General features: G+C 54.2%; 23 protein-coding genes. 11 read left to right on the top strand and 12 right to left on the bottom strand.

Features of this window, described 5'->3' with window-relative positions; genetic code table 11:
* Window positions 1–313: 313 nt before the first annotated feature.
* From GSQ82_RS10155 to GSQ82_RS10140, 4 genes are all read right to left on the bottom strand, one after another.
* Window positions 314–685, bottom strand: a complete 372-nt coding sequence (locus GSQ82_RS10155) for a hypothetical protein (protein WP_158792134.1) — start codon at window positions 683–685, stop codon at window positions 314–316.
* Window positions 686–767: 82 nt separating this feature from the next.
* Window positions 768–1,331: a thioredoxin family protein gene (locus tag GSQ82_RS10150; RefSeq protein ID WP_158792133.1), complete on the bottom strand. Its 564-nt coding sequence runs from the start codon at window positions 1,329–1,331 to the stop codon at window positions 768–770.
* A gap of 280 nt (window positions 1,332–1,611) precedes the next feature.
* The gene (locus GSQ82_RS10145; protein ID WP_158792132.1) at window positions 1,612–2,859 is read right to left on the bottom strand and encodes an exo-beta-N-acetylmuramidase NamZ domain-containing protein; all 1,248 of its coding nucleotides are present in this window, start codon (window positions 2,857–2,859) and stop codon (window positions 1,612–1,614) included.
* A gap of 257 nt (window positions 2,860–3,116) precedes the next feature.
* Window positions 3,117–3,959 carry a universal stress protein gene (locus GSQ82_RS10140; RefSeq protein WP_158792131.1) on the bottom strand — a complete coding sequence of 281 codons (843 nt, stop codon included), beginning with the start codon at window positions 3,957–3,959 and terminating at the stop codon, window positions 3,117–3,119.
* A gap of 297 nt (window positions 3,960–4,256) precedes the next feature.
* Between GSQ82_RS10140 and GSQ82_RS10135 the strand changes: the two genes are divergently transcribed.
* The 4 genes from GSQ82_RS10135 to GSQ82_RS10120 all read left to right on the top strand — a co-directional run bounded on the left by GSQ82_RS10135 (window position 4,257) and on the right by GSQ82_RS10120 (window position 9,555).
* Window positions 4,257–5,048 (top strand): HNH endonuclease signature motif containing protein, encoded by a 792-nt coding sequence (locus tag GSQ82_RS10135; RefSeq protein WP_158792130.1) that lies wholly within the window; start codon window positions 4,257–4,259, stop codon window positions 5,046–5,048.
* Window positions 5,049–5,127: 79 nt separating this feature from the next.
* On the top strand, window positions 5,128–6,018 hold the full coding sequence (locus GSQ82_RS10130; RefSeq protein ID WP_158792129.1) for a bestrophin family protein: 891 nt from the start codon (window positions 5,128–5,130) through the stop codon (window positions 6,016–6,018).
* 165 nt (window positions 6,019–6,183) lie between these two features.
* On the top strand, window positions 6,184–7,200 hold the full coding sequence (locus GSQ82_RS10125) for an AAA family ATPase (RefSeq protein WP_158792128.1): 1,017 nt from the start codon (window positions 6,184–6,186) through the stop codon (window positions 7,198–7,200).
* A gap of 141 nt (window positions 7,201–7,341) precedes the next feature.
* A complete protein-coding gene (locus GSQ82_RS10120) occupies window positions 7,342–9,555 on the top strand; it encodes a S8 family peptidase (RefSeq protein ID WP_158792127.1) in 2,214 nt (737 codons plus the stop codon).
* Window positions 9,556–9,661: 106 nt separating this feature from the next.
* Here GSQ82_RS10120 and GSQ82_RS10115 read toward each other — a convergent pair whose 3' ends face one another.
* The 5 genes from GSQ82_RS10115 to GSQ82_RS10095 all read right to left on the bottom strand — a co-directional run bounded on the left by GSQ82_RS10115 (window position 9,662) and on the right by GSQ82_RS10095 (window position 16,387).
* Entirely contained in the window at window positions 9,662–12,847 is a 3,186-nt protein-coding gene (locus GSQ82_RS10115) for a DNA polymerase III subunit alpha (RefSeq protein WP_158792126.1), read from the bottom strand.
* The gene (locus tag GSQ82_RS10110) at window positions 12,847–14,352 is read right to left on the bottom strand and encodes a DNA polymerase Y family protein (protein ID WP_158792125.1); all 1,506 of its coding nucleotides are present in this window, start codon (window positions 14,350–14,352) and stop codon (window positions 12,847–12,849) included. The genes GSQ82_RS10115 and GSQ82_RS10110 overlap by 1 nt, the downstream gene beginning before the upstream one ends.
* Window positions 14,353–14,361: 9 nt before the next feature.
* Window positions 14,362–15,129: a hypothetical protein gene (locus tag GSQ82_RS10105; RefSeq protein ID WP_158792124.1), complete on the bottom strand. Its 768-nt coding sequence runs from the start codon at window positions 15,127–15,129 to the stop codon at window positions 14,362–14,364.
* A 304-nt stretch (window positions 15,130–15,433) separates the two neighbouring features.
* Complete coding sequence (locus tag GSQ82_RS10100; protein WP_158792123.1) at window positions 15,434–15,652, bottom strand: hypothetical protein; 219 nt, start codon at window positions 15,650–15,652, stop codon at window positions 15,434–15,436.
* 225 nt (window positions 15,653–15,877) lie between these two features.
* Window positions 15,878–16,387, bottom strand: a complete 510-nt coding sequence (locus GSQ82_RS10095; RefSeq protein ID WP_254061552.1) for a TetR/AcrR family transcriptional regulator — start codon at window positions 16,385–16,387, stop codon at window positions 15,878–15,880.
* Between the two features lie 188 nt (window positions 16,388–16,575).
* Between GSQ82_RS10095 and GSQ82_RS10090 the strand changes: the two genes are divergently transcribed.
* Window positions 16,576–17,217, top strand: a complete 642-nt coding sequence (locus GSQ82_RS10090; protein WP_158792121.1) for an FMN-dependent NADH-azoreductase — start codon at window positions 16,576–16,578, stop codon at window positions 17,215–17,217.
* A complete protein-coding gene (locus GSQ82_RS10085) occupies window positions 17,214–17,600 on the top strand; it encodes a hypothetical protein (protein WP_158792120.1) in 387 nt (128 codons plus the stop codon). The genes GSQ82_RS10090 and GSQ82_RS10085 overlap by 4 nt, the downstream gene beginning before the upstream one ends.
* Window positions 17,601–18,269: 669 nt before the next feature.
* On the opposite strand, the gene GSQ82_RS10080 is transcribed toward GSQ82_RS10085, so the two are convergent.
* On the bottom strand, window positions 18,270–18,830 hold the full coding sequence (locus GSQ82_RS10080) for a peroxiredoxin (RefSeq protein WP_158792119.1): 561 nt from the start codon (window positions 18,828–18,830) through the stop codon (window positions 18,270–18,272).
* Window positions 18,831–18,955: 125 nt separating this feature from the next.
* On the opposite strand from GSQ82_RS10080, the gene GSQ82_RS10075 reads away from it, so the two are divergent.
* Window positions 18,956–19,603 carry a TetR/AcrR family transcriptional regulator gene (locus GSQ82_RS10075; protein ID WP_158792118.1) on the top strand — a complete coding sequence of 216 codons (648 nt, stop codon included), beginning with the start codon at window positions 18,956–18,958 and terminating at the stop codon, window positions 19,601–19,603.
* 76 nt (window positions 19,604–19,679) lie between these two features.
* On the opposite strand, the gene GSQ82_RS10070 is transcribed toward GSQ82_RS10075, so the two are convergent.
* Window positions 19,680–20,327 carry a TetR/AcrR family transcriptional regulator gene (locus GSQ82_RS10070; protein WP_158792117.1) on the bottom strand — a complete coding sequence of 216 codons (648 nt, stop codon included), beginning with the start codon at window positions 20,325–20,327 and terminating at the stop codon, window positions 19,680–19,682.
* A gap of 228 nt (window positions 20,328–20,555) precedes the next feature.
* Here GSQ82_RS10070 and GSQ82_RS10065 point away from each other — a divergent pair, with 228 nt between their 5' ends.
* From GSQ82_RS10065 to GSQ82_RS10050, 4 genes are read left to right on the top strand one after another with little or no spacing between them, the layout of a single operon-like run.
* A complete protein-coding gene (locus GSQ82_RS10065) occupies window positions 20,556–22,139 on the top strand; it encodes a DHA2 family efflux MFS transporter permease subunit (protein ID WP_158792116.1) in 1,584 nt (527 codons plus the stop codon).
* Window positions 22,140–22,150: 11 nt separating this feature from the next.
* Entirely contained in the window at window positions 22,151–23,713 is a 1,563-nt protein-coding gene (locus GSQ82_RS10060; protein WP_158792115.1) for a TolC family protein, read from the top strand.
* A 1-nt stretch (window position 23,714) separates the two neighbouring features.
* Entirely contained in the window at window positions 23,715–24,980 is a 1,266-nt protein-coding gene (locus GSQ82_RS10055) for an HlyD family secretion protein (RefSeq protein ID WP_158792114.1), read from the top strand.
* A gap of 18 nt (window positions 24,981–24,998) precedes the next feature.
* Window positions 24,999–25,721, top strand: coding sequence for a siderophore-interacting protein (locus GSQ82_RS10050; RefSeq protein WP_158792113.1), 723 nt, complete (start codon window positions 24,999–25,001; stop codon window positions 25,719–25,721).
* Between the two features lie 10 nt (window positions 25,722–25,731).
* Here GSQ82_RS10050 and GSQ82_RS10045 read toward each other — a convergent pair whose 3' ends face one another.
* Window positions 25,732–26,661: a HAMP domain-containing sensor histidine kinase gene (locus GSQ82_RS10045; RefSeq protein WP_158792112.1), complete on the bottom strand. Its 930-nt coding sequence runs from the start codon at window positions 26,659–26,661 to the stop codon at window positions 25,732–25,734.
* Window positions 26,662–26,940: the final 279 nt, after the last annotated feature.

The following is a 26,940-nucleotide window of genomic DNA, read 5'->3' as shown; positions in this document are numbered from 1 at the left end:
CTCCAAAGCTGAACCGTCGCAAACAAGCGCCGGTACAAGTGCCGGCTTGTTTACAGGTACATGGGCTGATGATGGAGTAATTCGGATGAGCTTAAGAAGGCGTTTCAGAAAAATCTGAGTGTGTCGCGGCTCAACCGACGAAGGGTTGGTTGCAGCGACAACAATAGGTCAGAGGAAACGTCATGTTGTGACGCTACCATGCCCCGAAGAACCGGGTCAATTCTTAATTACCGCTGATAGTGTTTCTTAATCACCGCTGATAGTGTTCGGCCCTACTACGGACGCCGTGGAGCCTGCGATCTCAGATGGCCTGCTATAACCATGAGTTTTGAGCCGACGCAGTACGTTTCATCCATACGAACAGCCCGAAGTTAATCGCGGCAAACGCAAGGGGCCCGTATGCCCGGCCAGGATCATGAAGCTGGAACCCGATAAAACCGTCAAATAATTGCACCAGGGTCATCGTAACGGCAAGCGTTGCCACACCGCCATTTGACCGGAGCGCCATCGCATAGATTACCGCCAAAGGAAGTGCCGCACTGCGCGAAGCCGCATAGAGTGCGTATTGGTGTCCGCCAGCCATACGGAGTGACAGGAGCGAAAAACCCGCACTCACGATCGCACTGAAGAGCGTGAACCCAGCACATATCCAAAAGGCTCGTCCGAGAGCTTCACCTGATTTCATAGGCTGATTCTAACCTCGAAACTCAGACAAAGCTGCCGGCAACGACATGCAGGCGCCGCACCACCATGAGCCGTCATGCTTCTTAATCCTGATACTTTTCCCGAAGTCTCGGGGTAAGCCGCAGCATCAATTGCACGCGTTCTACTTCGTTGAGCCAGTCGGCGAGCGTAGCCTCCACCTCACTCTTCTCGGGTGGAAGAATACCTGTGGGACAGCTTGGGCCAAGCCGCTTCAAAGCGAGGGCACGGTAGCGATTGAGCGTCCGATCCCCAGTCGTGGCACACCATAATCCATCTTCAGAGAAGAATTGGACGACGGGTACTCGGCTTCCGCCGTTGATTCGCAACTCCTCCGCGAGTTCCCTGCTCATCTGACGTTCGACAAACCGTAAATCGATCTTCGCAGAATTAGCCTCGGCGATTCGCTGAATCAAGGGACATTGCTCGACACAATCTCCGCACCAAATACCGCTATGGATCAGGATCTTCATCTCCCGCTGGAAACCCGCTACCAACTGCTGCTGCGTGGCATCGAGTTGCGCAATGTCGTAGACCTGCATCCAGCGCCGTTGCTGTTCCTCTGTGCCGTTTGCGAGATATCGATCATAAGGGAGTGCAGTAGAAAAGTGATCTGAAAAAGTTGGCATCGTGCTTCCAGTCCCCAGCATGAGATCACAGCTGGTCGAGATCAGCCGTGTATCTATCAGACGCGTTGGCATGTGTCTGGGTTGAATTTTCTTGGCGACGCCCAGCAGTATTGTTCTGCCCGCGTGATCTCCACCGCGAAGCATTTGAGTTGGGTGTATTCTCCAGCGCCAAAACTATGTCGTACCGCCGCAACTCAATAAGTTGGGAAGGGACGCCATAGAAATGTGCAACCAAGAAGCTTGGAGTCGGGACCGGCAGCTCAATTCGCGGATAAGCGAGTTACTTATAGAGTAGATATTTCTCTCGCACTTTCTTGAAAGCTTCCAGCTCAGATTGCCATCCCGCCGCGATTCTACGCGGGTCTTCGCCAGCTTTTATCTGGTCCAAGACCCTATGGTTCACCAACAGGCGATCAACTTTGTCGACTTGAAAGCGGTTTGGATAGAGCTTCCAAAGGGCGAATGCAGCCTCGATGCCAAGCTCCGGTGCGTCCAGCACATTGCGATCGTTGACGATGATTTCGACGCCCTCCACTCGTTTTCCACGGTAGGGATAGGGCTCTTCGCCGCTCGGCGGGGTGTACGAGATGGCCATGAAACTCACACCGGGAATTTTGCGAGCATTCAGATAAGCCGCGAGTTGGGAGGCAACAATCCACGGCGCACCAAAACGTACGAAGGGAGGCTCGACCGGACCTTTCACGTTGACGTTGGTGCCCTCAATCACCCCGATTCCCGGATACACCATTTGCTGCGTGAGGCTGCGAATGTTCGGTGACGGATTCACCCAAAGCAGACCGGTATCGTCGTACCAATCCATTCTGTGCCAGCCTGTCATCTTCACAACGGTCAATTGCGCGCCGAGATGTTTTTCTCCGTTGAAGAGTTCGGCCAACTCTCCCATGGTCATTCCGGGACGCAGCGGCTCGGCGTAGTAACAGGTGTAATCCTCACGCCCTGGCGTGGCCAGTGGGCCTTGCACGGCCACACCATTGATCGGATTTGGTCTGTCCAGGACGACTATGTCTACGTGGTTCGCTGCAGATGCTTCCAGAAAATATCCCATGAGTACTTGAAAGGTCCAGTAGCGCGCGCCCACATCCTGCAGATCGATCACAACTGCATCGAGACCGCTAAGCTGCTGAGCAGAGGGACGCTTTTGGGCCGGAGTAGAGCCGGAGATGCTCACAATAGGCAAGCCGCTGTCGATATCCGTGCCGTTATCGATATCAAACTTATCAACAGCGGCCTTAATCCCGTGCTCCGGAGTAAAGATGACGTTGACGCTCAGACCAGAAATCGCGGCGGCGGCGTCTTTGCGCAAGACATCGATCGTCCTCCTCTCATGAGCATCAATTCCGACCGGATTCGTCAGCACTCCAAGCCGCAGATGTCCACCATGTTTCGCTGCAATCTCTTTAAGCGGCGCAAAATTCTGCTGCTCCAGAACATCGATGCCGGTCGAAACCTGAGCGACAGCGGGCATGGCAGACAACAAGAGAAACAGGCCAATCGAGCGCAGGTTCATTGATAACTTCCCTTCGAGAACGTGAGACGACGGAAGACTTCCCGCTTAGGGAGCCGCTTAGTATCATGAGCTTACGCCAAAATCCAATGCACTCGTTGAAAGCTATGAGTACCCATGGGGCATAGCGTGGCGAGTTGGCATATCGCACTGGCTGACTGAGCCGACCGACACCGAAAGGTATGCAGGCCAAACTCTACTTCTTCACACAGCAGCGTAAACCCACGGCCAACCGACAAAGGCTCGGTTCGCCGAAGGTTTCAGAAGATACTCAACACGGGGCACTCTGCCCGGTGATCAATCTTTAGAACCGATGCCTGAGCCCCATATGACAATGTCCCGGGGCGCGATCTTCCAACCATGATCAAATCCGCCTGATGCTCGCTGGCTGATTTCTGTATTCCAGACCCAACGCTCCCTGATGTGGTCTCCAGGCTACCGATCGCCTGGATCTTGTGCCGAACGCCAGCGAGTCTGTTGGCTATTGCCGGTAGCGAAGTGGCATTCCCGTCGCCGATATAGAGGCATGTCACTTCGGCTCCAAAACAACTCGCGACAGAATTGACAGTCTCCAACAGCCGCTCGTTTTCGGCATCGAGCGAAAGTTCGTCGCCTATGTGCAAAGCACATAGGATCTGTTTTGGGACTTCTGCCCTCTGGCTCTTCACGTGTTCGGAGGTCCAGACGGCGATAGAGCAGGTCTCCAGGACTTTTCCAGTAATCGAATCGCCGATGAATCTCGACCCGATGTTCTGGTGATCTCGCGGAAGCATCACCAAATCTGTCTTCTCAGACTCCGCATAGGATGAAATTTGCGATGCGGTATCGCCCGAACTGACGATTCTCCAAACGGTAAGGTTCTTAAGATATTGGTTACAAAAAAACTCAAGATCGTCCTGGGCTCGTTTTTCGAGATTAGGTCTCGCCTCGAAGAAATCATCTGCATAGCGGTCGGGATCGTTACTAAAATCACGTGGATCGACGACGTACAACGTCACGACCTCAGCCATGAATTGATTAGCCCAAATTGTGACTTGATCCGCGGCGGCAATACAACGTGCGCCAAAGTCGACGGGGAAAAGAATACGACGGATGCTTTTCATCGTAGGTTAGGGTATCAGTATGAAAAGAGCTACTCAGATGCATAAAGACGCGAGATTCCTTGGATTGAGACTAATGCAGAAATAGACAAAACATATGCAGAAATGAGCAAATCGGAAGACCCTCAGCGATAGCCGAAGATCCTCCCGACTTACTTATCCGCGATTTCATGCGTTCGCCTATTCGGCTGCGGCTGCCTTATTCTTCGCAACCCAATGCCTCGCCTTCCACTATTGCGCACGAATATTGAACTCCTCGGATCAACGGGTTTACGCCATGGAGGAGGTACTTATCCATCCATGTTCTACTGGCTCAAGAGTTTGAGCGGTGTAATCGAAAGTATGAATAAACGAACTTTTTCTGCTGCCGAAAGATATGCCGTCTGGTGGCACCATGAGAAACGTTGCTGGCTGTGCGAAGAGCCATTGCGCCTCGAGAGCACGACAATCGATCACTTTCTTCCTGAGTCCCTTCTCAAACAGCCCCAAAAACTTGCCACGATCCTTGTCCATTGGGGTCTTCCTGAGGACTTCAATATAAACGGGTTCGAAAACTGGCTGCCCTGTCATCCGCACTGCAATCAGAACAAGGGCGTCAAAAACCTCAAACTGACTCCGGCGAACGTCATTGTTTTGGAGAAACTGCTGCGGGATGCCCCCGCAGTTCGCAAAACGGCATTGAAGATCGGCGCCGATGCCAAAAAGGACAAGGTGATCGGGTTGATACGTGCGGCGCTTGAAAAGGAGACTATTGGTCTTAGCGACCTTCAGGTTCTTGCGCCCAGGCAGCCGGCCCAGGCTGAACTGATTCGACTCGACAACGGATATTGGCTCCATAAGGACGATATCGCTCGCGAGTGCGACTGTCAGTGCGAGCGAGAAAGCTGCCTGGATTACGTCGGCAAGGTGCACTGCTATTTCTCCGGCGCGCTCTCGGATTGGGTGATTCAGGCTGGTCTCTACTGGAAGTGCTATGACGAGGTTGTCACATGTCCACGGTGCGAGCGTTCTCACAAACGCGGTTATATTGGACGCGCCCAAGTATGCGAGCAGCCCTATCGAGATCAGACGAGACATACTGATGAGGATTGAATCAAGGCAGTTGTTCTCCTGGGCGACGATCTATGCTTTCTAACCAAAGATTTAGCTATATTCAGCTTAGGAGTCTTTGGTGATCGTTCGGGATAAACCAACTTTCTGGGAACTGATAGGCATGTGGCGGCTGTCAATCCTTCGCAGGATTGCACCTCAGATTGCATCTATTCTGTTGTGGTCCTGCCTGGTCGTGTGGTTGAACAATAGCTATGCCACGACACTGCGGGCATGGACAGTAGCGCCCTTTACGTTGCTTGGAGTCGCGCTGTCGATCTTTCTGGGCTTCCGCAACAGCGCCTGCTACGACCGTTGGTGGGAGGCCCGGCGTCAGCTCGGCGCGATGGTGGGCGAGATGCGCTCGTTCGCTCGAATCTGCGTTTCTTTTCCGAAGATTGATCAATCGGATCGGGAAGCCCTGGTGCGCGATGCAATTACATACGCATATGAGTTGATGTACTCGCTACGCGACGGCTCTCGGCCAACGGCTCTGCCAGCTGAGATGCAGACGACGCACAATCCGCCGGATTTTGTACTACGAAGCCTCGGACTCCGAGTCGCTGCGCGACTGGACCAGGGTGTGATCGGAGAGCAGGTTTATAAACTACTGGAAGAGAAGTTGACGGCATTTGCTGCCTTCCAGGTGGCGTGCGAACGCATCCGCTCCACACCAACGCCCTTCACCTACACACTCCTGATTCATCGGACGTCATATGCATATTGCTTCCTGCTGCCATTCGGGCTGGCCAGTACTATGGGATGGGCGACACCCCTCTTTACTTGCCTGGTTGCATACGCGTTCTTTGGGCTCGACGCCCTGGGAGACGAACTGGAAGACCCGTTCGGAGACCATGCCAACGCGCTGCCTTTGCTTGCGTTGGCACGAACGATTGAGATCAGTCTATTGGAGTCGATCAACGCCAAAGAGGTGCCGGACTTTCTGCAGCCAGTAGATTTCGTCCTGACATAATGGAAGCGCTAAACTACCAATGGGAATGCCGCGGTTCAGGGAGAGCAATGTTCGCCTTTTTTTCGCTATAATGAATTAGGGACCAGTTTCGCACAAATGCACTACAAATGGTGCATACTAGGTTGCGGGCATGATTGCTATGCTTGAAGATCAGGAGGAATCGAGATGCCACGGGGCGAGCTGCTTAAAAAGCTCTTTTATAGCTACAGCCACGGGGATAGCGATGCCTTCCAAAAGGCTGCGACGGAGATTATCCGCGACGAAGAATCGAAGAACAACCGTGTTCTGGCAAGCGCGTTACGGAGAAATCTAGGCCACGCTAAATTGACCCAGGGCTCACCCGTGTCTGATCCAGCGAGAGATGGTTCTCGTAGACTCACGGTCCTACCGTTCGAAAAAGAAAAGCAACTTCCCCTCGTCGAGACGATCATCCCTGAACGTAAGGCATCTGATCTGATCCTCACCCGATCAAATCAGCATCTGCTCCTTTCGCTCGTAAACGAGTTTCGTCAGCGCGACACTCTCGGTGCGCATGGACTGCGTCCCCGTTCCCGGCTATTGTTTTGCGGACCTCCCGGATGTGGCAAGACGCTCTGTGCGGAAGTATTCGCAAATGAAGTGAAGTTGCCTCTGCTTGTCGCGAGTATGGATGTACTGGTTTCCTCTCTTCTCGGCGAGACGGCCACCAACCTGCGAAAGATCTTTGACTATGCGGCGGCACAGCCTGTCGTCCTCCTATTGGACGAATTCGATGCCATTGCAAGGCTGAGAGACGACGAGACACTGAACGGTGAGCTGCGACGTGTCGTAAACAGCCTTCTGACGCTGATCGAGAAGTTTCGCGGTCAGGGTTTTGTCATCGCTGCGACCAATCATGAGCGTCAACTCGATCCAGCTATCTGGAGACGCTTTGATGAAGTCGTGTTCTTTGAGAGGCCGAACCGAAACGAGATCATTCGTCTTCTCAATCTCAAATTCCGGAACTTCGGTCGTGACTTTGAATCGTCCGAAGTCGCAAGTGAACTCAAAGGCTTCTCACACGCTGATATCGAACGCGTCTGTTTAAATGCCATACGGCGTTCCATTCTTAGCGGCCAGAAGGTGGTAACGAAGCGACGCTTACTGCGAAGCATCGCACTCGAATCTCGAAGAGGGGACATCGCGCAACAACATCAAAGCTAGCGAGCCAATTGGGTCATGCCAGAGCTATCCCATCTTCCCCTCCCTCGTGCAGAAGCTGATATGGAGCGCCGCAAGCGCCAAGGTTTCGGGAATCCTCCGAGACGAGATGTCGGTGAGCAGTCCGTCCGCGTTCGACAAGCCGTGGATGAAGTCATCGAGAACCATACGCGGCTACGTGCTGAGTATGTCAATCCCGCTCTTATCGTACGAGTTCGAACTTCGGGCGTTGTTTCAGATGAGGAATGGACGCGTGCGGGTCTAACTGTTCTCGGACACGATGAGAATAATGCTCTGGTGTTGTTCGACCGAGATTCAGATCTGGCAGCTTTCACTACGAGGCTTGACGCATATGCGGCAGGACCTCGTGCAGGCAGACAACACCCTTCCTATAATGCGTTGATCGCATCAATCGATGAGTTTAGTCCGCTGCGTCCCGAAGACAGGATCGGCAGCGGCTTGCGCGAGGAAGGCTTCGATAGAATCGATACCTTCGCAGAAGATCGCGGTTTCGTTCTGGACATAGAACTTTGGGACTTCGCCTCCCAGACTGAACGCGAAGCTCACGCCCTCCGTTTTGCCGAAGAGATTGCAGCGCGAGGAGGGGAGGTCACCGACCAATACATTGGTGTCACTTTCACAGCACTTCGTGTGAATGCACCGGGCAGAGTCATTCGCTATCTGCTCCAGGAGCCTGTTGTTCGAGTGGTAGACCTCCCGCCTCAGGTCGATCTCGATGTAGCAACGCTTCTTGAGACCACGGTCGATAACCTGGGCAACGTGGAACCACCCGATGAAGACGCGCCGATCGTGGCTATTCTTGATACGGGAGTGAACGACGCTCATCCTTTACTGGCCGGAATTGTCGTTGCAAAGACCAGCGAACCAGAGACATTAGGTCTGAATGATATTTATGGCCATGGCACCAGAGTCAGTGGGATAGCAGCTTACGGAGACATCCGAGACTGTCTGGAGAATGGTGTCTTTCAAGCAGTTGCCCGCATCGCGAGTGGCAAGGTCGTCAATGATCAGGGCAATCTGGATGATAGAAGGTTGATTGCATCGCAAGTCAGCGAAGTGGTGCGGAGACTTCACGGCATTGGCTGTCGTATCTTCAATCTTTCTATTGGCGATCGCAACGCACAATATGGCGGGACAAAAGTAGGTCAGTGGACAGCCATTCTCGATGAGCTCGCGCGAGAGCTGGACATTCTCTTCGTTGTGTCCGCGGGCAACTATGCTCACCTTCCAACGAACCATCCGGAAGAACACCACACCAACTATCCAGCCTATTTGATGGCCGGTCGGAATCGCATTTACGAACCGGCTACTGCCGCAAACGCATTGACTGTGGGAGCCGTTGCGCATGCTGCGGCAGTGCGAAACGATGGGCCTGGATACGTAAGTACCCGACCGATAGCGGACGTCGGAGAACCCGCGCCATTCACCTGCGTCGGACCAGGCGTCAATCGCGGGATCAAACCGGAGCTTTGCGATGACGGGGGCAATAAACTGTACGACGGTTTGGTGCAGGGCCTCATTCCTATGCCTGAGAGCGAGATCATCACGACCCATCACCAGTACTTGGATCATTTGTTTACGTCAGCGGTGGGAACATCCTATGCAGCTCCCCTGGTGGCGCATAAGGCCGCGATGGTGCTGCATGCATTCCCTCTAGCCAGCGCTAATCTGCTTCGTGCTCTTCTCGTTAGTTCTGCAGAGGTCCCTGAGCCCTCACTCACCCGGCTGCAAGGGATATCAGCCGAGACCCTCTCTCATGTCTGCGGCTATGGAATAGCGAATCCTGTAACCGCAGCTACGTCAGACACGAATCGCGTGGTACTCTTCGCCGAGTCGCAGATGGCGATGGATCATCTCTTCGTGTACGAAGTGCCTATTCCCGCGGACTTTGCTGAGACAAAGGGCAGACGTCAAATTCGCGTTACTCTGGCATTTGATCCTCCGACACGTCACAGCCGTTCCGATTACCTGGGAGTGGAGATGTCTTTCCGCCTTGTTCGCGGCAAGGCACTCGATTGGGTGCGAGAACACTATCGTAAACGCACCGAAGCGGAAGGTGATTATCCCAAACTCGGCGGTCGATACGACTGCCCGTTCGACATCGGACCAACGATCAGAGAGAGGGGTACACTTCAGCGGGGAACTTTCGTGATGGACAGGAACCCTGCTGCTGAGTACGGTGAGACCTACTATCTCGTCGTGCGATGCGAACGCCAGTGGTTTCCCGATGAATATGCCGAACAGCGTTTTGCTGTAGTGGTTGAGATGGCGCACGAAGCAGAGATTCGACTTTACGAACGTATCCAGGAACGTGTGACGGTTCGCGTCAGAGCATAAGCTGACACAGAAGATGCTGATACGTTCGTTTTCGCATCAGCCTGACACACCATAAACTGCGCAGTTACTGCTAAGAGTACGTTGATCCGATCCTTCTCTTCCCTCCTCAGCGGAAACTGCGCGATGCCATTGCGACACTCGTTACATTCAGTGAATGGATGGTCTTCGCCCGAATCGTACGAACACCGTCGAGGTTCTGCATCTTTCCTTTTATGAGAAGATATCTCGCTCTGTTGAGCAGGATGCGATATTGCTCATAGAGTTTCGGCGTCACCACAGCATTTGCACTTCCTGTTTCGTCCTCAAGAGTCAGAAAGAGAAATCCTTTTGCCGTTCCCGGGCGCTGTGTCGTGACGGCGAAACCCGCGATCGTTATAGGGGCATCGTTGGGAACAGATCTTAACCGCACCGCTGTTGTTACTCCCATTCCATTGAGTTCGCTTCGGCTGTAGAACAATGGATGCGGTCCGGTTGTCATGCCCATACCCTGGTAGTCCGCGAGTAAACGCTCTTCATTAGTCATCCGATCAAGTGGCGCATTCGAGTTTTCACTCTCCAAATACGCGAACAGGGGCCCGGGTGACTGAATCGCGCGGGCAGAATCCCATAACGCCGTGCGGCGATGTCCGTCTGATTTCGAGACGTAGGTCGAATTCAAAGCTCCGATTTCGGCAAGCGCGGTCAATTCATTTCCACGAAGTTCAGGTACTCTCTGCCAAAGGTCGGCCACGGAGACAAATGGTCCACCCGCATTGCGAGCGTGAACAATCGCCTCACCTGCCAATCTTCGAAGATCGCGCACATACCGAAATCCGACACGCAACTGCGGCTTTGAAATCAGATCATTCGACAACTCGAGCGTGCAGCGCCACTCTGAAGCGTTAATGTCGATGTAATGCGCTTTGAGCCCATGGCGCTGCGCATCGCTGACAAGCGAGTCCGGCGAATAAAAGCCCATTGGTTGCTGATTCAGGATCGCCGCGGTAAACGCGGCACGATAATGTTCTCGGAGATATGCACTCACGTATGTGAGACTTGCGAAGCTCGCGGCATGCGACTCCGGGAACATGTAATGGCCGACTGCCTGTACGATTCGAATGATCTCGTCCTGAACTTTCGGCACTATTTCTTTGACCGTCATGCGATCACGCATCAGAGATTCCATTGCCTGCACCTTGGCGACCGACCGTTTGCTGCCCATGGCACGGCGAAGTTGTTCGGCCTCACCCCCAGAAAGATCAGCCATAACCATCGCAATTTTTAGAATCTGCTCCTGAAAGAGCGGTACTCCAAGCGTTCGAGCAAGGATGGGTTCGAGCAACGGGTGAGGATAGGTGATCGCTTGTCGGCCCAGTACCCGCTCGATGTAGGGGTTCACAAACTCACCCTGCATCGGACCGGGACGAATAATTGCTTCCTGTTTAACGATGTCGTAGAAGCACTTCGGGCGCGTCCGAGGCAATGCACTCATCTGTGCACGCGACTCAATCTGAAAGACGCCGATCGTATCCGCTTCCTGGATGGCTCGATACACATCCGGGTCGTCCTGCGGGAGATGCGCCAGATCGATGTCCTCTTCGTATACCTTTCGAATCAGCGAAAGAGACTCGTCGATCACCGCCATCATGCCAAGGCCCAACAAATCGAACTTGATCAGCCCGAAATCAGAACAATCATCCTTGTCCCACTGCAGCACAACACGTCCTGGCATGGAAGCAGGTTCAAGTGGGACGACAGAATCAAGCTGTCCCTGGCAAACAACCATGCCTCCCGAATGCTGACCGAGGTGACGAGGCCGGTCCTGCATCCTCGTCGAGAGACTCAGATAGGTACGAATCGTGGGGTTCGTAAGATCAAGACCAGCCTGACGGAAGTGTTCCTCAAGTGTGTCAGTGGGAGCCTTCCATTCGAAGGAGCTGACCGCCGACGAGACCTCTTCCAATGTCTTCTCTGCCAGACCGAGAACCTTGCCGACCTCGCGCGCAGCTGACTTGGCTCGATAGGTAATGACATTGGCCGTCATGGCGGCACCACGCTGGCCGTATTTCTTGTAGAGATACTGGATGACCTCTTCACGCTGATCTCCACTTGGGAGGTCGAGATCGATATCGGGCCACTCACCTCGTTGTTCACTCAGAAATCGTTCGAACAGAAGATCCATTCCCACCGGATCGACGATGGTGATGCCAAGCGAATAGCAGACAGCGCTATTGGCGGCCGAACCGCGCCCCTGCGCGAGAATCCTTTTCTCTTTGCAAAAGCGCACCAGGTCCCACACGATCAGGAAGTAGCCGGCGAGATCCAGCCTTTCGATGAGCGCGAGTTCGCGCTCCACCTGCCTATGCGCACGCTCCTTCAGGCTTTGACTTGTACTGGTTCCATAACGCCACTTCCACCCTTCCCGTGTTCTCTCGCGCAGGAAGGACATCATCGTTTCGCCTTGCGGCACAGGATAGCGGGGCAGTTCGTACCCGAGATCCTTCAATTCAAATTGCAGACGATCAGAGAGTTGCACAGTGTTTTGTACTGCCTCCGGAAGATCGGCAAACAGGGCCTCCATCTCCTCTCCGGAGCGGAGATACCGTTCGGCATTCCCCTGCAGTGCTGTTCCTGCTCCTTCCAGAGTGGTATGGAGCCGGATGGCTGTCATGACATCCTGAATCTCGCGTTCCTGTGGAGTTGCATAGAGTACGCCATTCGTTGCAAGCAGAGGCAAGTGAAGGCTTCTCGCGATCGAGACAGAGGCTCTGTTGCGAGCTGCCTGTTGCCGATTGCGGTGTTTCTGCAGTTCGACGAAGACATTTTTTTGGCCAAATCTATGGACCATTCGTTCGACCGTTCTCAATCCTTCGTCGTAGCCACCTCTCTGGAGGGCTTCATATAATGGCCCTTCCTCCCCGCCCGTCAGGCAGACCAGGCCGCCTGCATGTTCCTCGAGCTCACTGAAGGTCGCCGCACCTTCACCTTTGTGGTTCTCCCGCAGCTTAAAAGTCGTGATCAGCCGGCAGAGATTTTGATAGCCTGTCCGCGTCTCAGCCAGGAGGGAGTATCGGCAACGTCCAGCTTCTCCAAAGAGCACGTCTTCAACGGACACTTCCGCGCCTACATGGGCCTTCAGTCCCAGCTTTTGTGCCGCCATATGCATACGCGGCGAACCATAGAAGCCATCCTGATCCAGCAATCCAATGGCTGAAATGCCTCTCGCAGCACAGACCTCGGCGAGTGTTTCTGGTTCAGAAGCACCTGCCAGGAAACTGAACGCTGAATGAGCATGGAGTTCGACGTATGCCATCAGTCGTACTCCGCCTCGACGGACCAATGACCTGTCACAAGGTCTCGGTATGCGCGAACGACGATCCGCTTATTATCGCCACTTACTAAAACCAGGTCCCATTCATCTCTGCCCCAGTGACCTCTCGTCCACCACTCGCCGGAGCGCCTCCAGGGGCCGGACGCGTGAGATACCTGATAGCTTTTTCCCGAAAACCGTACCCGTCGCGGAGTCCCGCGGACCTTCTCGACAGATGTGGGCAAAGCTGGACGAAAGATGCGTACAGCCGTCTGGCTTACTTCTGCGGGCAATTTCCTCGAGGGTGAATTACTCGGGGTGAAGTTCGCCATGCGAAAAGGGACCGGGAGATGCCTATCCATCAGCTCAGGTGAGCCCACTCGATCCTCACCTACGATTCGTCTCAGCTTGGCCAGTGTCAGTTCCAGCCGTTGCGGCTCGGGCCCCTGTGGAACGAACATACCGTTCTGAACAACGCGGGGCCTCATCGGTTCAATGTGGAGCACAACCTTCATGACCGGAGCGCCCGGCGGATGAGCTTCAAGGTCAAGTTGCAGGAGCTTCAGCAGCAGCGTGACGTCGACGCTCGGGACCGGAAGCTTCAGCGTTCGGGTGAAGAATGGCTCTTTGGCTGTTACGCCATCGGCCGCCAGATCAAGATGCAGTGTGAGATGGATTTCACCCGCCGCGAGAGCGCGAGTGGCCAGGCGAAGAACAAGCTGTCCCAGAAGCCGATGGAAGACAAAGGCCAGGGACTTGAGATCCTCGACAGAATGATCGAATTCCATCTCTTCTTCAAAGGCCATAGAGGGGACGGTCGGAGAAAGAATCCGCGTAGAAATGCCTCTGGTAAGCCGCTGTAAACGTAATCCCTCCTGTCCAAGACGTTCGCTCAGAGCCAGCTCCGGCAATGCCGCAAGCTGGCCGAACCTCCGGATGCCCCAGCGATGGAGTATTCCCAGAATCTCCGGGGTGGCCTCCAGAATTTCAAGAGGGGCATCCCGGAGAATCTCCGCCTCCCCTCCGGTGGGAAGCACCAGGACATTCTTTGTCAGGCGGGCGGCGTGAATGGCCGAATCGATGTTGTGGGCTACGCCTATTTTTATGTATAGCGAGAAAGTCCGGGCCTGCTCTCGTATACTCTTTGCAATCTGAACTGGTGTTCCCATCAGGTTCGAAAGGCCACTGATGTCGAGTACAAAGAGGTCGGGAGCCACATCTTCACACCAGGGCGAGAAACCGGCCAGGCAATCCTGCAAAGCTGCGTGTGCCAGCGATTCGAGACGAACTAGTCGCTCCCGGATCTTAACACTGCTCTGCGTCTCCGCGTCGGCCTTTGTCATTCCGACCCAGAGGCCCATCTTCTTCGCATGAGAATTCAGAGCGACGACACGAACCTGCGGCGGCGTTCCGGCGACGACGGCGAAAGGTTTCTGGCGTGCCTCCGCATCGTTGCGCAAAGCTGCTTGCGCCGGGAAGTTCGGAAGATGCACACCGGCATACAACACGTCACACCTCTAGCGATAGGAGTAGAGGCTGGTAGAAAACTCGCCGATCGTACGGACGGAGCGCACCGGCTTGGTCATCTGTCCACGCAGGACTTCCGCACGGTTGCGCAAAGTCCTGATTAAGCAATCACCATCGATATGTTTCTCTACGGATGGTTTGTCTGATTCCTCGATCTCCACGCTGGACTGCGACACATCGAGCATGGTCGCGCTGCTGCTGCCGGCGTTCGGCTGTTGCGCAAGTACCACGAGGAGCGTTCGTGTGTCCTCCACTGCCCGGCGGAATTTGAACCAAGCGGAAAGAGGAATTTGTCTCGCATCTCTGATAGGGACATTCGCCAGATCGAGCGCAATCAGACCAAGTCCTCCGTTTTGCAGTAAGAGGTCGATCGCGCCAAGAGCCTGATCGAGGCGAGAAAGAGCGCGTCCCTGGTTTCGTGGCACTCCGCAACGCACCCAGAGCACTTCCCTCAATACCACCCCGGATTGCGAGGCGGAGACAGGATCAAAAGTGTCCGACGTATCAATTACCGCCGCAGCCTCACCTCCCGCGGTGCATTGGGCGAGCAAACCATGAAGCAAAGTTGTTCTCCCGGTCGAAGGAGCTCCACAGATTTCGACAAGAGTGCCGCGGCCAAAAGCCTTAAATCGATCTATATCACTTATTCCGCAGGACATCGACTCTAGTGGAGGTTTGATCTTTGGCGTGAGCGCAGAGGGAATACGAGACTCAAGCATGCTTTCGACTTGTACCCGTAGGTTGGCTGCGTTACGCATGAAATATTCGTCTTTTGTTCGCTATCAGAAATTTGATTCTGCGGCGACCGGGCTGAGGAAGTCAAGACACAGGTTCGCCCCGGTAGCTAGAGCAACAGACAAGCCACTTGTTTTCAATAGGCTATGAGTTATATAAATAGTTGGTCTGCCGCATCACAGCCATTTTTAATCACTAAGACAGGAAGGCACCGTGGAAAAGCTAATGGAACGTCTGACTCTCACTACGACGATTCTGAAAGGCACCGCTAACCAGTAAGGATCAATAAGTTTGACGGATTTTAATCTCGCTCCTCAAATGATCCACTTAGGCCACAATCATCCAATGGCCATCAGGAGAGATTGCGATGTTGGGCGATGCGTCAACCAACTCTCCTGGCGTCGTGCCCAAGTTGGTCAGTTGCCCACCTTTATAACGATAGATATGGATCGGCTCACCGACACGGGCAGCAGAGAAATAAAGCCCCGCCTGGGTGACTGTCCAATTTGCTAAAAGCGGTGAGATAAGCTGCGGGCGTGGCGGCATGGGGCTAAGGCTGCCATCGCGGCGAACCCTGTCGAATCCTCCGCCGACTCGCGAAAGAAAGATGATGTCTTCACCCGGGGCGCCCAGATGTGCTGGGAGCGGTTCTCGATATCAAAGCAACGATCAATGGAGTGTCGAAATCCAATCGGGCTACAGCTAACAAACAGTGGTTTGTATGCTCCAGGAGGTTAAACCGGCGGCCTCTATGTAAGGGCGGAAGTTTGGCTAATGGGAAGCGTTGAGAAGCATCGGCTTTACCATCACTTCAATTTTGGCAGCCATTTCCTCGGCAGGTAAGCGCTCTGTAGTTAGGAACCAGTGACGCGCGGCTCCGAAGATTGCCCAAGCAACGGCGGTGCCTCGTAGTGCAACTTCGGCGCTCGGCTCTACCCCGTGAGCGGAAGCGCCCTCCTGAAACATTCCTTCGACTAATGAAATAACCGAATTTTCAAGGGGCATCTGGCTCAACTGAGACGGGCAACTCGTGGTCTCAGCAAGGTAGTCGCACACGCCTAGGGCAATGGCGCGAAGTGCTCCGTCACAGTCGGTGAACGAGAGGCCTCGTCGCGCAATGAGTTCGCGGAAACGAGCTTCCGTCGTTGCCTGTAGTAGAGCGTCCTTGTCAGGGTAGTGCAGATAGAAGGTGGCGCGGTTCAGCGTCGCCTCATCCGCAATCTCTTGGACAGAGACGTCTGCGAACTCCTTTTCAGTCAGCAGCTTGACCAATGCATCCATAAGCATGCGACGGCTGCGCTGGACTCGGGGGTCCGTCGTTTCGATCGCAGGCTGTGAGTGGGGTGGCTTTAGCATCGCAGTCTCTTAGAATACTCTTTTGCGACGCCCGACGCATAAGCGACACTTGTATATTGTATAAGATAGACAGATGTTGATTACTCGACACCTGTCGATAGGAGAATGTCACAATGCCCACGCTGCTTCATATAGATTCCAGCCCTCTTTATGACCGATCGGTTTCGCGGGAGCTAACCAAAGCGTTCGTTACAAAATGGAAGGCTTCGCACCCGGATGGTATGGTCGTGGACCGCGACCTCAACGCAACTGCAATCTCGCCAATCACTGCGGAGTGGGTGGGGGCCGTATATACACCAGAGGAGGCGCGCACTTCAGAGCAAAAGGATTTGCTTTCGCTTTCAGACACTTTGATCCAGGAACTCCAGCAGGCTGATGAGTATGTCATCGGTGTGCCGATGCATAACTTCGGTGTTCCCTCGGTGCTCAAACTCTGGATCGATCAGATCTCGCGTGTCGGCAAGACCTTCTCCTATGCAGAGGGAATACCGAAAGGACTGATCATCGGCAAGAAAGCGACGTTTGTCATCGCAACCGGCGGGATCTATGACGCCCAGACCCGGATGGCTTCGTTCAACTTCGTGGAGCCGTATCTGCGGTCCCTGTTCGGTTTCCTTGGCCTTACGGATGCGACCTTCCTCACGGCAGGTGGAACCATGGCACTGAATCACGGTCAGGACCGCGATGCGTTTCTCGCACCGCATCTGCAGCTTGTACAGACGCACGCCGTGACGGTTGAGGGAGGGCACGCATGAAGATTACTTCGATCATCGCGCGCTATCTGCTGGGGTTGATGTTTACGGTTAGTGGGCTAAATGGTTTTTTTAGGTTTATCCATGAACCTCCGCCCGCGAATCCATTGGCGATACAATTCTTTGCTGTCATGACTGCATCGCATTTTGACGCGTTCGTTTTCGGGGTTCAACTCCTTGGTGGACTGTTGTTGCTCTCCGGCTTCTTTGTTCCATTCGCGCTCATATTGATTGCTGCAGAACTCTACAACATTCTCGCGTTTCACTTAACGCTTGCCCCAGGAGTTGCAACTTTGCTAGTGAGTTGCGTCCTCTGGGTGCCTGTCTTCCTGCAATACCGCGAAAGCTTCCAAGGCATCTTGAGCGCGAAACCTGCCAGGCAGTAATCGACACAGCTCTAACCCATTCCAGGTTTGAGTGGGCCAGGCCAACACCGTAACCTTCGCGCATAGTGATGGTGTCGAGCGCGGCAAGCAATCATGGTGAGATTCAGTTCGATAATCTGCAGAGCGAGCGTGTCTATAAGCCAATGAGCCAGGCGTGTGCGCAATCTAGGCTGGCGGGCGTTGTTTTTCGCAGAATTGCAACGGCGGTTGACTGCGGTCGGGTCGCCGATTCTCAGCAGATCCTAAATACGCAACAACAAATCTGGGGAATCATCTTGGGGGGCTGCCGAAGTAACTGAATTGTAATGATAAAGGCATTCGCGCAAGACGCGGCGCGCGGAGCTCTGCCAACGCTGTATGCGGCGGTTGCGCCAGAAGCGGTGGCCGGTGGTTATTACGGCCCAGATGGCCTAACGGGTGTAAAGGGGAATCCGACTATATACACCTATTCCTAAAGCCGCGCTGGACGGAACGGTTGCTAGGCAGCTTTGGGTAGGGTCTGAGCGCCTGACGCTTGTAAATTTCGGCACGCTCTCCAATGTGGCATAAAGAGCGCACCATGCAGCCGTCTTGCTCTGGTTAGCGGCTGTGGCCGCCGACTCCGCCGGCAACGCAACGAGCGCGGCGCAGTCCTCGAATAAAGAGTCGAAGATCGGATTCATTCTCTCTTTACATGCCCTTCTGTTCGACGGTCGCCAGTTCGGCCACCACTTCTTGGCTATGCGTCTGCGACTTGACTCCGGTCCAGACCTTAACGATCTTGCCGGTCGGATCTATTAGAAAGGTGTTGCGCTTGGCAATCTTGAGTGGGCCCAAGCTCGCGAGCGAACCGTAGGCTATAACCGCGCCTGCGGAGGGATCGGCCAACAGCCGGAAGGTCAAATTTTCCTTGGTGCAGAACTGCTTATGGCTCTCGGCGGTGTCGACACTAATACCCACGATCACCGCGTTTTGTTTGGTGAACTTGTCCTGATCGCGCTGAAAGTTGTGGGCCTCGAGGGTGCAGCCGGAACTCATGTCTTTCGGATAGAAGTAGAGCACCACCCACTTACCCTTGAAGCTATCCAGTGAGATCTGCGTGCCATCTTGCGAGGGCAGGACAAAAGTTGGCGCCTGCTGCCCGACCTGCGGCATGGCAATGTCTTTAGCGGTGAGACTGTGCACGGCGAAGGCCACGACACCTCCTACCAAGACGATAAGAGCTACGACAAGCATTCTTGCTTTTGACATTTCTGCTCCTCTATAAAACGACTGCCTGCTTACCGTATCGTACCGCACAGTACTACACTGGTTGAGATGAAGCATTTGGCGCGCTGATGCAACTTATATTGCCTCGAACGCATTAGGTTTAAACAATGCCTAAGACAACTCGCCTGAAGTCACAAGAAGTCTCTTTGCGATTTCGCCTCTCGGATGAAAGGGAGAAGGAACTCCTAGACACTGCCGCGGAGGTCTTCTTCGAGTACGGCTATTCCGCTGCGAGCGTTGGCGAAATGGCCAACCGAGCGAAAGCGTCCAAGGGCACATATTACAGCCGGTATCCAAGCAAGAAGCTTCTCTTCGCAGCGATGATCCGGGCACGAACCGATCAAGTTTATGAGCCGCTAGCGGAGCTTCTTCGAACAACTTCGACTCTCGAAAATGCGCTGCAGTCGTTCGGAATGCATGTGCTCGAAGTCAGTCTGACAGCTGATTCCGTATCGCTCGTCCGTATCCTCTATATGGAAGCCAAGAATTCCCCGGAGATCGGCAGAATGTTCAAGCAGCATGGATATGGGCGCCTTGAAGCGGTTCTCGTCAAATACCTACGACAGAAGATTCGGGACGGACATCTGCAGATTGAACACGTTACCATCGCTGCGGAGCAGCTGGTTGATGCCTTGATGGGAGAACCGATGCGCCGGATGGTCTTGTCTCTTGGGCAGTTGCCCACAAAACGTGAGAAAGAGATCCGCGTTCGGAATGCGGTACGCATGTTCCTTGCTGCCTACGGCGAAAAATGATTGAAGTGCGTATCTCCTTCTGCGGCCGAGAGCTAACCGTCCGCGTGGCACTGCCGGATTGAGGGCCATGCGGGACTCACCTATCGGCGCGTTGAGTTTTTGCATAAGCCTTGAGGAAAACAGCGATACCACCCGCGATTCGTTTCTGTGTCTCGGACTTGCTCAGGGCTGGCCGAGTGCCTAAGAGCAGGCGCCGCGTCACTTCACCGAGCGAGAGATGAAAAAACTGTTCACCAGCCAAGATTGGGTCGGCCATTTCTAGAACTCCGAGCTCCATCTGCTTTTCCAGCTCCGCCGCGAGAAGTTGGTTTGCTTTTGTGGGGCCCGCCTTATCGAAGTACTCAGTGAGTTTTGGAAACCGTTCTGCCTCGGCATGCAAAATCCTTAACATTCCAACGGTCTCCTTCAGAAGAAGGCTCGCATAAAGGCGGTTAGCCATCGTATGGAGGAACTCTTCTATAGGGCCTCCGATCGGCAGGGTCATAGTCACGACCTCCAGCATAGCCGCGTTTTGCCTCCGCACCACGGCTTCGAACAGTCCTTCTTTGTTTCCGTAATGGTTGTAAAGAGTGAGCTTGGATGATTTGGCCTTTCCAGCAATCTCATCGATCGTCGCCGCTGCGAACCCTTTTTCAAGGAAGACGTCGAGCGCCGCTGACAGCAGCCGTTCATCGATAGACCCGTTTGACTCGTTCGCCTTAACAACCGTATTTTTTTTTCTCACTCATTCTCCAAAAACAATCTGCAACATCAGGAATCTTACCGCAACTAGCGGCATCATAGTACTGTACCGTTTCGTTTCGACTCTTGTCAGGAGAAGTGATGGTCGATTGCAGCCTCGAAGTATCGGACGCAACGATCGAGAGCACTACCACCACCGCGAAACTCCCGGGCCGAAACACGTGGCGGATCAGATATCAAACGTGGTTGAAACAAATAGAAGGGAAAACTGATGGAAGAGCGTTGGACTCCGAAGCACAACCCATGGATGATTGCGATCGTTGTGAGCCTCGCTACATTTATGGAGGTCCTAGACACCTCTGTCGCCAACGTAGCCTTGCCGCACATCGCGGGATCCTTGGGTGCCGGGCAGGACGAGGCCACTTGGGTTCTCACCTCTTATCTGGTTTCGAACGCGGTTGTTCTTCCGATTGCTTCCTACATCTCCAGCCTTATAGGTCGTAAACGTTTCTATATGACGTGCGTGGCCCTATTCGGCATCAGTTCCCTGCTCTGCGGCCTAGCACCGACATTACCGTTACTGCTATTTTTCCGCGTCTTACAAGGTGCTGGCGGAGGGGGCCTGGCACCTTCCGAGCAGTCCATTCTCGCCGACACATTTCCGCCGGAGAAGCGAAGCCAGGCGTTCGCACTCTATGGAATGGCCATCGTTCTCGCGCCCACCGTGGGGCCAACCCTCGGGGGTTGGCTTACGGACAACTTCGACTGGCGGTGGATCTTCTTTATCAATCTTCCGATCGTCGCAATCTCGCTCTTCTTTACGCATAGGTTAGTGGAAGATCCGCCTGCGATTCAGAAAGAGGTCCGTGAGGCGCGAAGCACTAACTTCCGCCTGGACTATCTGGGATTTGGCTTACTTTCTCTGACCTTCGGAACACTGGAAGTTGTGCTTGATAAGGGGCAGGAGGATGACTGGTTCGGTTCCAGTTTCATCGCGTCCTTCGCAGTCATCTCTCTGGTTTCATTCGTAGCAGTGATCTTATGGGAGCTGTGGTTGGCCCGGAAGAAGCGACGTCCCATTCTCGATCTAACACTCTTTACCAACAGAAATTTCACCGTAGCTATGGGAATGATGTTTGTCATGGGGGCCGCTCTCTATGGCGTCAACACGCTACTCCCAAATCTCCTCCAGGAAGTGATGGGATACACCGCTGAGCAGTCAGGCATCACTCTGATCGGCGGTGGTGTCGCGACGATGATAGCCATGGTCGCCGTCGGAATCATTTCGCCGAAAGTCGACGTCCGCTGGCTCATTGCCATCGGTTTCGTCGCCAGCGCCGCTAGCCTGTTCTACATGTCCGGGCTCAACCTCCAGATGAATATGGGCTACGCAAGTCAGCTTAAGTTTTGGCAGGGCTTCGGAATAGCGTTCGTGTTTATCCCAATCAGCACCATGTCTTACGTCGGAGTTCCAGCCAACAAGAACAATGACGTCTCCGGCATGACCAACCTGGCACGCAATATTGGAGGTTCGTGTGGAACGGCCTACCTTACTACGATGCTCGCGCGTCATCGGCAGGTACACCAGAACGCGCTCGTACGCCACACTACAAAGGGCAACGTGTTCTATACGAGCAGGATTACCGCGATGACGAACCAGCATCTTGCGAGCGGAACGTCGACCGGCGCAGCGCACAACCAGGCGCTGAGCCAGTTTTATCAACAGGTCCAGCAGCAGGCCAGCGTCCTTTCCTACATCGACATCATTTTCTTTTTCGCCTTTGCATGCCTGTGCATGGCTCCCTGGGCATTCATGATGAAAAAAAACACAAGTACAGAAATCGTGATGCATTGAGGAAGGAATATATGAAGGGGTACTCGTTACAACAGTCGACAAGACAGAAAACGCAAGTCCTTGCTTGCGCGTTGGCCTTCTGCATGTGCATTGGAGCTTGGGGGCAATCGTCATCCTCGGCTTCGCAGACACCACAGGCCCAGCAGGTGCAGCTCTCGGGACGTAGTCAGAGCGGCTCGGGTGTCACGGTGCAACAGTCTGCCAGCGGAAGCTCAAGTTCGAGCGTAAATACCGTCAACCCGACCATCCAGGTTCAAGGTAACTATTCGGGTAGCTCAGAGGCCAATCTTCCCGGTGACGGTGAGGTCGAGTTGACCTTTCCCAAAGCGATCGAGCTTGGCCTGAGATATAACCTCGCTGGACTTGCATCCGACGCTTCCTCAAGACAGGTGCGCGCACAGAGGCTCAGCGCGCTGAGTGCGTTGCTGCCCAACATCTACGCGACGCTTTCTGAGAACGGAGCGAAGGTCGACCTCCAAACACAAGGTCTCTCCTCATCTGTTTTCGGGGGAAATGTATCGTTGCCCACCGTAGTAGGTCCTTACCACTACTACAGCCTGCAGGGAAATGTGACGGAGCAACTCAGTCTCACCGATCTCCACAATCTCCGTTCGGCAGATGCCAATCGCGAGGCAACGCTGATGAACTTGCGGGATGCACGCGAACTCATCAGCGTTGCGGTAGGTGGCTCCTATCTCCGCGTCCTCGCGACGGCAGCACTCGTGGAGTCACAGGAGATTCAGGTTCGATACGCGGAAGCCAGTTATAAGCAGGCTGCCGACCAGACCAGAGCGGGAACCAAGGCCAGCATCGACGCAAACCGCAGCCTCGTCCAATTGCAGACGGAACAACAAAGACTCAGTTCCCAGCTCGGCGACCTGATTAAGCAAAAGATGCAACTGGCCCGCATCATTGGCATTGATCCTGGCAGAGAGCTCAATCTAGCAGAAAAGCTTTCCACAGAGGCGCCCGCGCTGACCGCTGCTGACGAGGCGATCCATTCGGCTCTGAGTCAACGGGCCGACCTGAAGGCGGCGACCCTGCAGGTGAAGGCTGCCGAGGAGGCCTACCACGCCTCCAAATCAGAGTATCTACCTTACCTGGGAATCAACGGCTATTACGGTTTGCAGGGGGTCAATCCCGACAAGGGCGCCGGCGTCTTCTCCGCAACGGCTACGCTCACGGTGCCGATCTTCAACAGCGGACGAACAAGGTCGGACGTTCAGCAGGCGGATGCTTCCCTGCGGCAGCGCAAGGCGGAGGCAAGCGACCAACGTGGCGTGGTTGAGGACGACGTTCGAAGTGCTCTGGTCGATCTTCAGGTCGCCACAAAGCAAGTGCAGGTTGCAGAGAGCAATCGCAGTCTGGCGAAGAATACGCTGCAACAGTCTCTGGACCGATACGCAGCCGGTGTCGCGGACTCCGTCGAGGTCATTCAATCGCAGGAGACGCTAGCTTCCGCAGAGCACGATTACATCAGCAGCTTATATTCCCTGAACCTTGGAAAGATTAGTCTTGCCCGCGCGATGGGCACGGCGGAAGCTACCATACCCGACATCCTGAAAGGAAAATGACATGCCAGAGCAAAACGGTAACGAGAACATGAATGAAAAGAGCAGCCATGACTCCGAGCATCCGTCAGAGAATGGAACGCCACCATCGCCGCCCGATCCCAAGAAACGTGCACGAGGCATTCTGATTGCCGTCGTGGTCGTTTTGTTTCTCCTTGCGGGGTGTCTGGTTTGGTGGCTTCACTCACGTAATTACGAGAACACCGACGACGCTCAGGTAGATGGTCATTTGAACCCCATTGCTGCGCGTGTCGGGGGCACTGTCACCGCTGTCTACGCAGAAGACAATCAGAGGGTCCATGCCGGTCAACCACTCGTCGACCTGGACACAAAGGACGCAGAGATCGATTTGGCGCAAGCTCAGGCCGACTACGACCAGGCACTCGCACAACTCCATGCCGAATCTCCAAATGTTTCGATCACGGAAGTGAGCAACCGCAGCGATCTTTCGACCAATGACGCCGAGGTACTGAACGCACGGGCGGCGCTTCAGGCTGCAGAGCACGATTACGATTCGGATATAGCCAAGCTCCGCCAGGCGGAGGCGACCAACACCAAGAGCCTGAAGGATGTTGAACGCTATAAGCAGTTGGTTGACAAGCAGGAATTGGCAGAGTCTGACTATGATCAATATCTATCGACGGCAAAGTCTAACTCCGCGAACGTTGACGCCACGGCAGCCGCCGTGGCATCACAGAAAAAACTCATCGAACAACGGCAAGCTCAGCTCCTCGAGCAACAGGCCAAGCAGCGGCAAACGCTGGAGAATAATCCCAAACAGGTGGCGATCAGGAAAGCGAATACGGAAAGCAGGCTTGCCAGCCTCAAGTCATATGCTGCGAAGCTTGAGCAGGCAAAGTTGAATCTCTCATATTGCCATGTGGTCGCACCTGTTGACGGAGTTGTACTGCAGCGCAGCGCAGAGCTGGGGAACCGTGTCTCAGCGGGAGGGCAACTCCTCATGATCGCTCAGGTGGGGGATCCGTGGGTAGTCGCCAACTTCAAAGAAACTCAGGTTCGCAGGATGCATCCAGGCCAGTCCGTGGACATCACAGTGGACGCCCTGGCCAGAACATTTCATGGATATATCGAGGATATGCCTGCTGCGACAGGCGACCGCGCGAGCGTTCTTCCATCTGAAAATGCGACCGGTAATTACGTCAAGGTCATTCAGCGTCTCCCTGTACGGATTCATTTCCAGAGTGGCCAAGCAGACCTGGATCAACTGCGGGCTGGAATGTCGGTTGAACCAAAGGTCCATCTTAACTAAGGCCAGGAGATACCGTCGATGATCCCTATTCCCAAATTCATGTCGACCGCGATCGAAAGAGTCATCTTCCGTCAGGTCACGGTTTCCAAGGTGCGGTTCCTCAGCGAACGATTGCAATGCCTGGAGATAACCGGCGAGAGCCTCAAAGGAGCAGCCTGGTTGCCTGGCCAGGTCGTCCGATTCAATGTCGGGAATCTGACCACGCGCTCCTATACGCCCATGAGGTGGGATCCTATAAGGGGCTCTGCCGAATTTATTCTTTTCCTGCACGACAGAGGGCCGGGGTCTTTGTGGGCAGCGGGACTGGATGAAGGTGACATCTGCAATATCAGGCAACTTAGGAATGCACTCGATCTTACGCTCATTGAAGACCCGGTGATCTTCTTCGGCGATGAAACTTCATTTGCAACCGCAAAGGCACTTCACGATATTGCAAGTGGAAATGAACCCAACACCTACATCTTCGAGGTCTCATCGATCAAGGAATCGGAGCCCGTCCTTCAGTTCCTTGGAATACCTTCAATTAATCTCATCGAGAAGAAGGCAGACCATGGGCATCTTTACGATGCTTTCATAACGATCGATCTCACGGCCCGTACGATGCGCAATCCCTGCTGTGTCTTGACTGGGCAGGCCTTGTCCATTCAAAAGATACGACAGGAACTTCGCGTACAGCGTTTCCCAATTCAACTCTTGAAGACCAAAGCACATTGGTCCAACGGGAAGGCAGGAATGGACTGAGACGTCCGATTTAGGCTGAAGCCTGTGTCATTACTTCGATGGGCAATTCGATGGAGACCGCCAGACCCCGATCCGTCAACGAGTACGCGAAAATAGTCCCTCCGTTGACGAGAACGGCCTGCTTTGCGATGGCAAGACCGAGACCCGAGCCAGATCCATTCTCCGAATTCTCAGATGGCAGAGTTAGGAACGGTTCAAAGATAGCTTGTTCTTTGCCGAGCGGAACGCCGGGCCCGTCATCTTCGATCAAGATCACACCGACGGCTAAATTGGACTTTTGGAAATACGAGATCTGGACCGTACCCTGTTCCCGTGCAAACCGAAGCGCATTACGAAGCACATTCTCAATGGCTCGACGCAGCAGCTCTGGATAGCCTCGAACACCGAACGATTCCTGGCGGTCCAAATGCACTGTTTTCATGATTTGTTTCGCTTCCAGCATCGCTTCGGCACGGATCTCTTCCACCAGTGCACCAACGTCAAACGACACCGGTGTGCGGCTAAGTTCGTTATCGCTTTCAAGGCGGGCTAACAGGAGCAGCTCATGCACGAGATTGTTGATCCGATCTGCTTCCTGCCCTATGCGGTCGAGTTCAGGTTGAAGTTGAGGACCGGCTTTACGCTTTGCCAAAGCCAGGGCGATGTTCAGTCTTGTAAGTGGAGAGCCGAGTTCGTGCGAGGCATGAGCCAGGAAACTCTTATACCGACTGATCAGCACCTCGATTTTAGAAGCCATGTGATTGAACACTTTCCCCAGTTCTCCGAACTCATCCTTACGTCTCAAAAGCGGCGATGCGGCTCTCGCTTTAAGGTCACCGGCACCAAACTGAGCCGCAACGCGGCTGAGGCTGGTGACCGGGCCAACAACGTAAGAGGTAAGGACATAGGAGAACAGCCCCGAGCTCAATATGAGCAGCCAGAAATTATTGGTATGCCACATCACTGAGGCTCGTCTCTGCGTGGGTATTGTCACAACATAGGCATAATCTGGAGATCCCGGGCCCAAGCGTAGCCCGATCGTGGTTTCTGTCAGCATCTCTTGCACCACAAGATTCGCGCCGTGGGCCGTGCGTCGAGCGACTGATCTCTGTTCCCGCGAAAGAGGTCTTCGAGCCAAATCCAAGTCCGGAGAGCCCGTGACTGAAACGAGAGAGCCACCATAACAACCCGCATCTTGTACTTCGAGGGCATTAGCTCCCCCCTGGCGGTACAACTCCAC

Origin of the sequence: Granulicella sp. L60, from assembly GCF_009765825.1 — a bacterium.
In the GTDB taxonomy this organism is placed as follows: Bacteria; Acidobacteriota; Terriglobia; order Terriglobales; family Acidobacteriaceae; genus Edaphobacter.
The sequence above is the reverse complement of the archived record's forward strand: the minus strand, read 5'-3'. Positions and strand labels throughout refer to the sequence as shown.

Excerpts from the sequence above, each read along its gene's own strand:
- GSQ82_RS10085 (WP_158792120.1), top strand. The coding sequence starts at position 17,214 with ATGAAGATTACTTCGATCATCGCGCGCTATCTGCTGGGGTTGATGTTT.
- GSQ82_RS10145 (WP_158792132.1), bottom strand. The coding sequence starts at position 2,859 with ATGAACCTGCGCTCGATTGGCCTGTTTCTCTTGTTGTCTGCCATGCCC.
- GSQ82_RS10105 (WP_158792124.1), bottom strand. The coding sequence starts at position 15,129 with ATGCGTAACGCAGCCAACCTACGGGTACAAGTCGAAAGCATGCTTGAG.
- GSQ82_RS10095 (WP_254061552.1), bottom strand. The coding sequence starts at position 16,387 with ATGGATGCATTGGTCAAGCTGCTGACTGAAAAGGAGTTCGCAGACGTC.
- GSQ82_RS10055 (WP_158792114.1), top strand. The coding sequence starts at position 23,715 with ATGCCAGAGCAAAACGGTAACGAGAACATGAATGAAAAGAGCAGCCAT.
- GSQ82_RS10125 (WP_158792128.1), top strand. The coding sequence starts at position 6,184 with ATGCCACGGGGCGAGCTGCTTAAAAAGCTCTTTTATAGCTACAGCCAC.
- GSQ82_RS10045 (WP_158792112.1), bottom strand. The coding sequence starts at position 26,661 with ATGTGGCATACCAATAATTTCTGGCTGCTCATATTGAGCTCGGGGCTG.
- GSQ82_RS10090 (WP_158792121.1), top strand. The coding sequence starts at position 16,576 with ATGCCCACGCTGCTTCATATAGATTCCAGCCCTCTTTATGACCGATCG.
- GSQ82_RS10115 (WP_158792126.1), bottom strand. The coding sequence starts at position 12,847 with ATGGCATACGTCGAACTCCATGCTCATTCAGCGTTCAGTTTCCTGGCA.
- GSQ82_RS10050 (WP_158792113.1), top strand. The coding sequence starts at position 24,999 with ATGATCCCTATTCCCAAATTCATGTCGACCGCGATCGAAAGAGTCATC.
- GSQ82_RS10065 (WP_158792116.1), top strand. The coding sequence starts at position 20,556 with ATGGAAGAGCGTTGGACTCCGAAGCACAACCCATGGATGATTGCGATC.
- GSQ82_RS10155 (WP_158792134.1), bottom strand. The coding sequence starts at position 685 with ATGAAATCAGGTGAAGCTCTCGGACGAGCCTTTTGGATATGTGCTGGG.
- GSQ82_RS10135 (WP_158792130.1), top strand. The coding sequence starts at position 4,257 with ATGTTCTACTGGCTCAAGAGTTTGAGCGGTGTAATCGAAAGTATGAAT.
- GSQ82_RS10075 (WP_158792118.1), top strand. The coding sequence starts at position 18,956 with ATGCCTAAGACAACTCGCCTGAAGTCACAAGAAGTCTCTTTGCGATTT.
- GSQ82_RS10150 (WP_158792133.1), bottom strand. The coding sequence starts at position 1,331 with ATGCCAACTTTTTCAGATCACTTTTCTACTGCACTCCCTTATGATCGA.
- GSQ82_RS10140 (WP_158792131.1), bottom strand. The coding sequence starts at position 3,959 with ATGAAAAGCATCCGTCGTATTCTTTTCCCCGTCGACTTTGGCGCACGT.
- GSQ82_RS10060 (WP_158792115.1), top strand. The coding sequence starts at position 22,151 with ATGAAGGGGTACTCGTTACAACAGTCGACAAGACAGAAAACGCAAGTC.
- GSQ82_RS10080 (WP_158792119.1), bottom strand. The coding sequence starts at position 18,830 with ATGTCAAAAGCAAGAATGCTTGTCGTAGCTCTTATCGTCTTGGTAGGA.
- GSQ82_RS10100 (WP_158792123.1), bottom strand. The coding sequence starts at position 15,652 with ATGCCGCCACGCCCGCAGCTTATCTCACCGCTTTTAGCAAATTGGACA.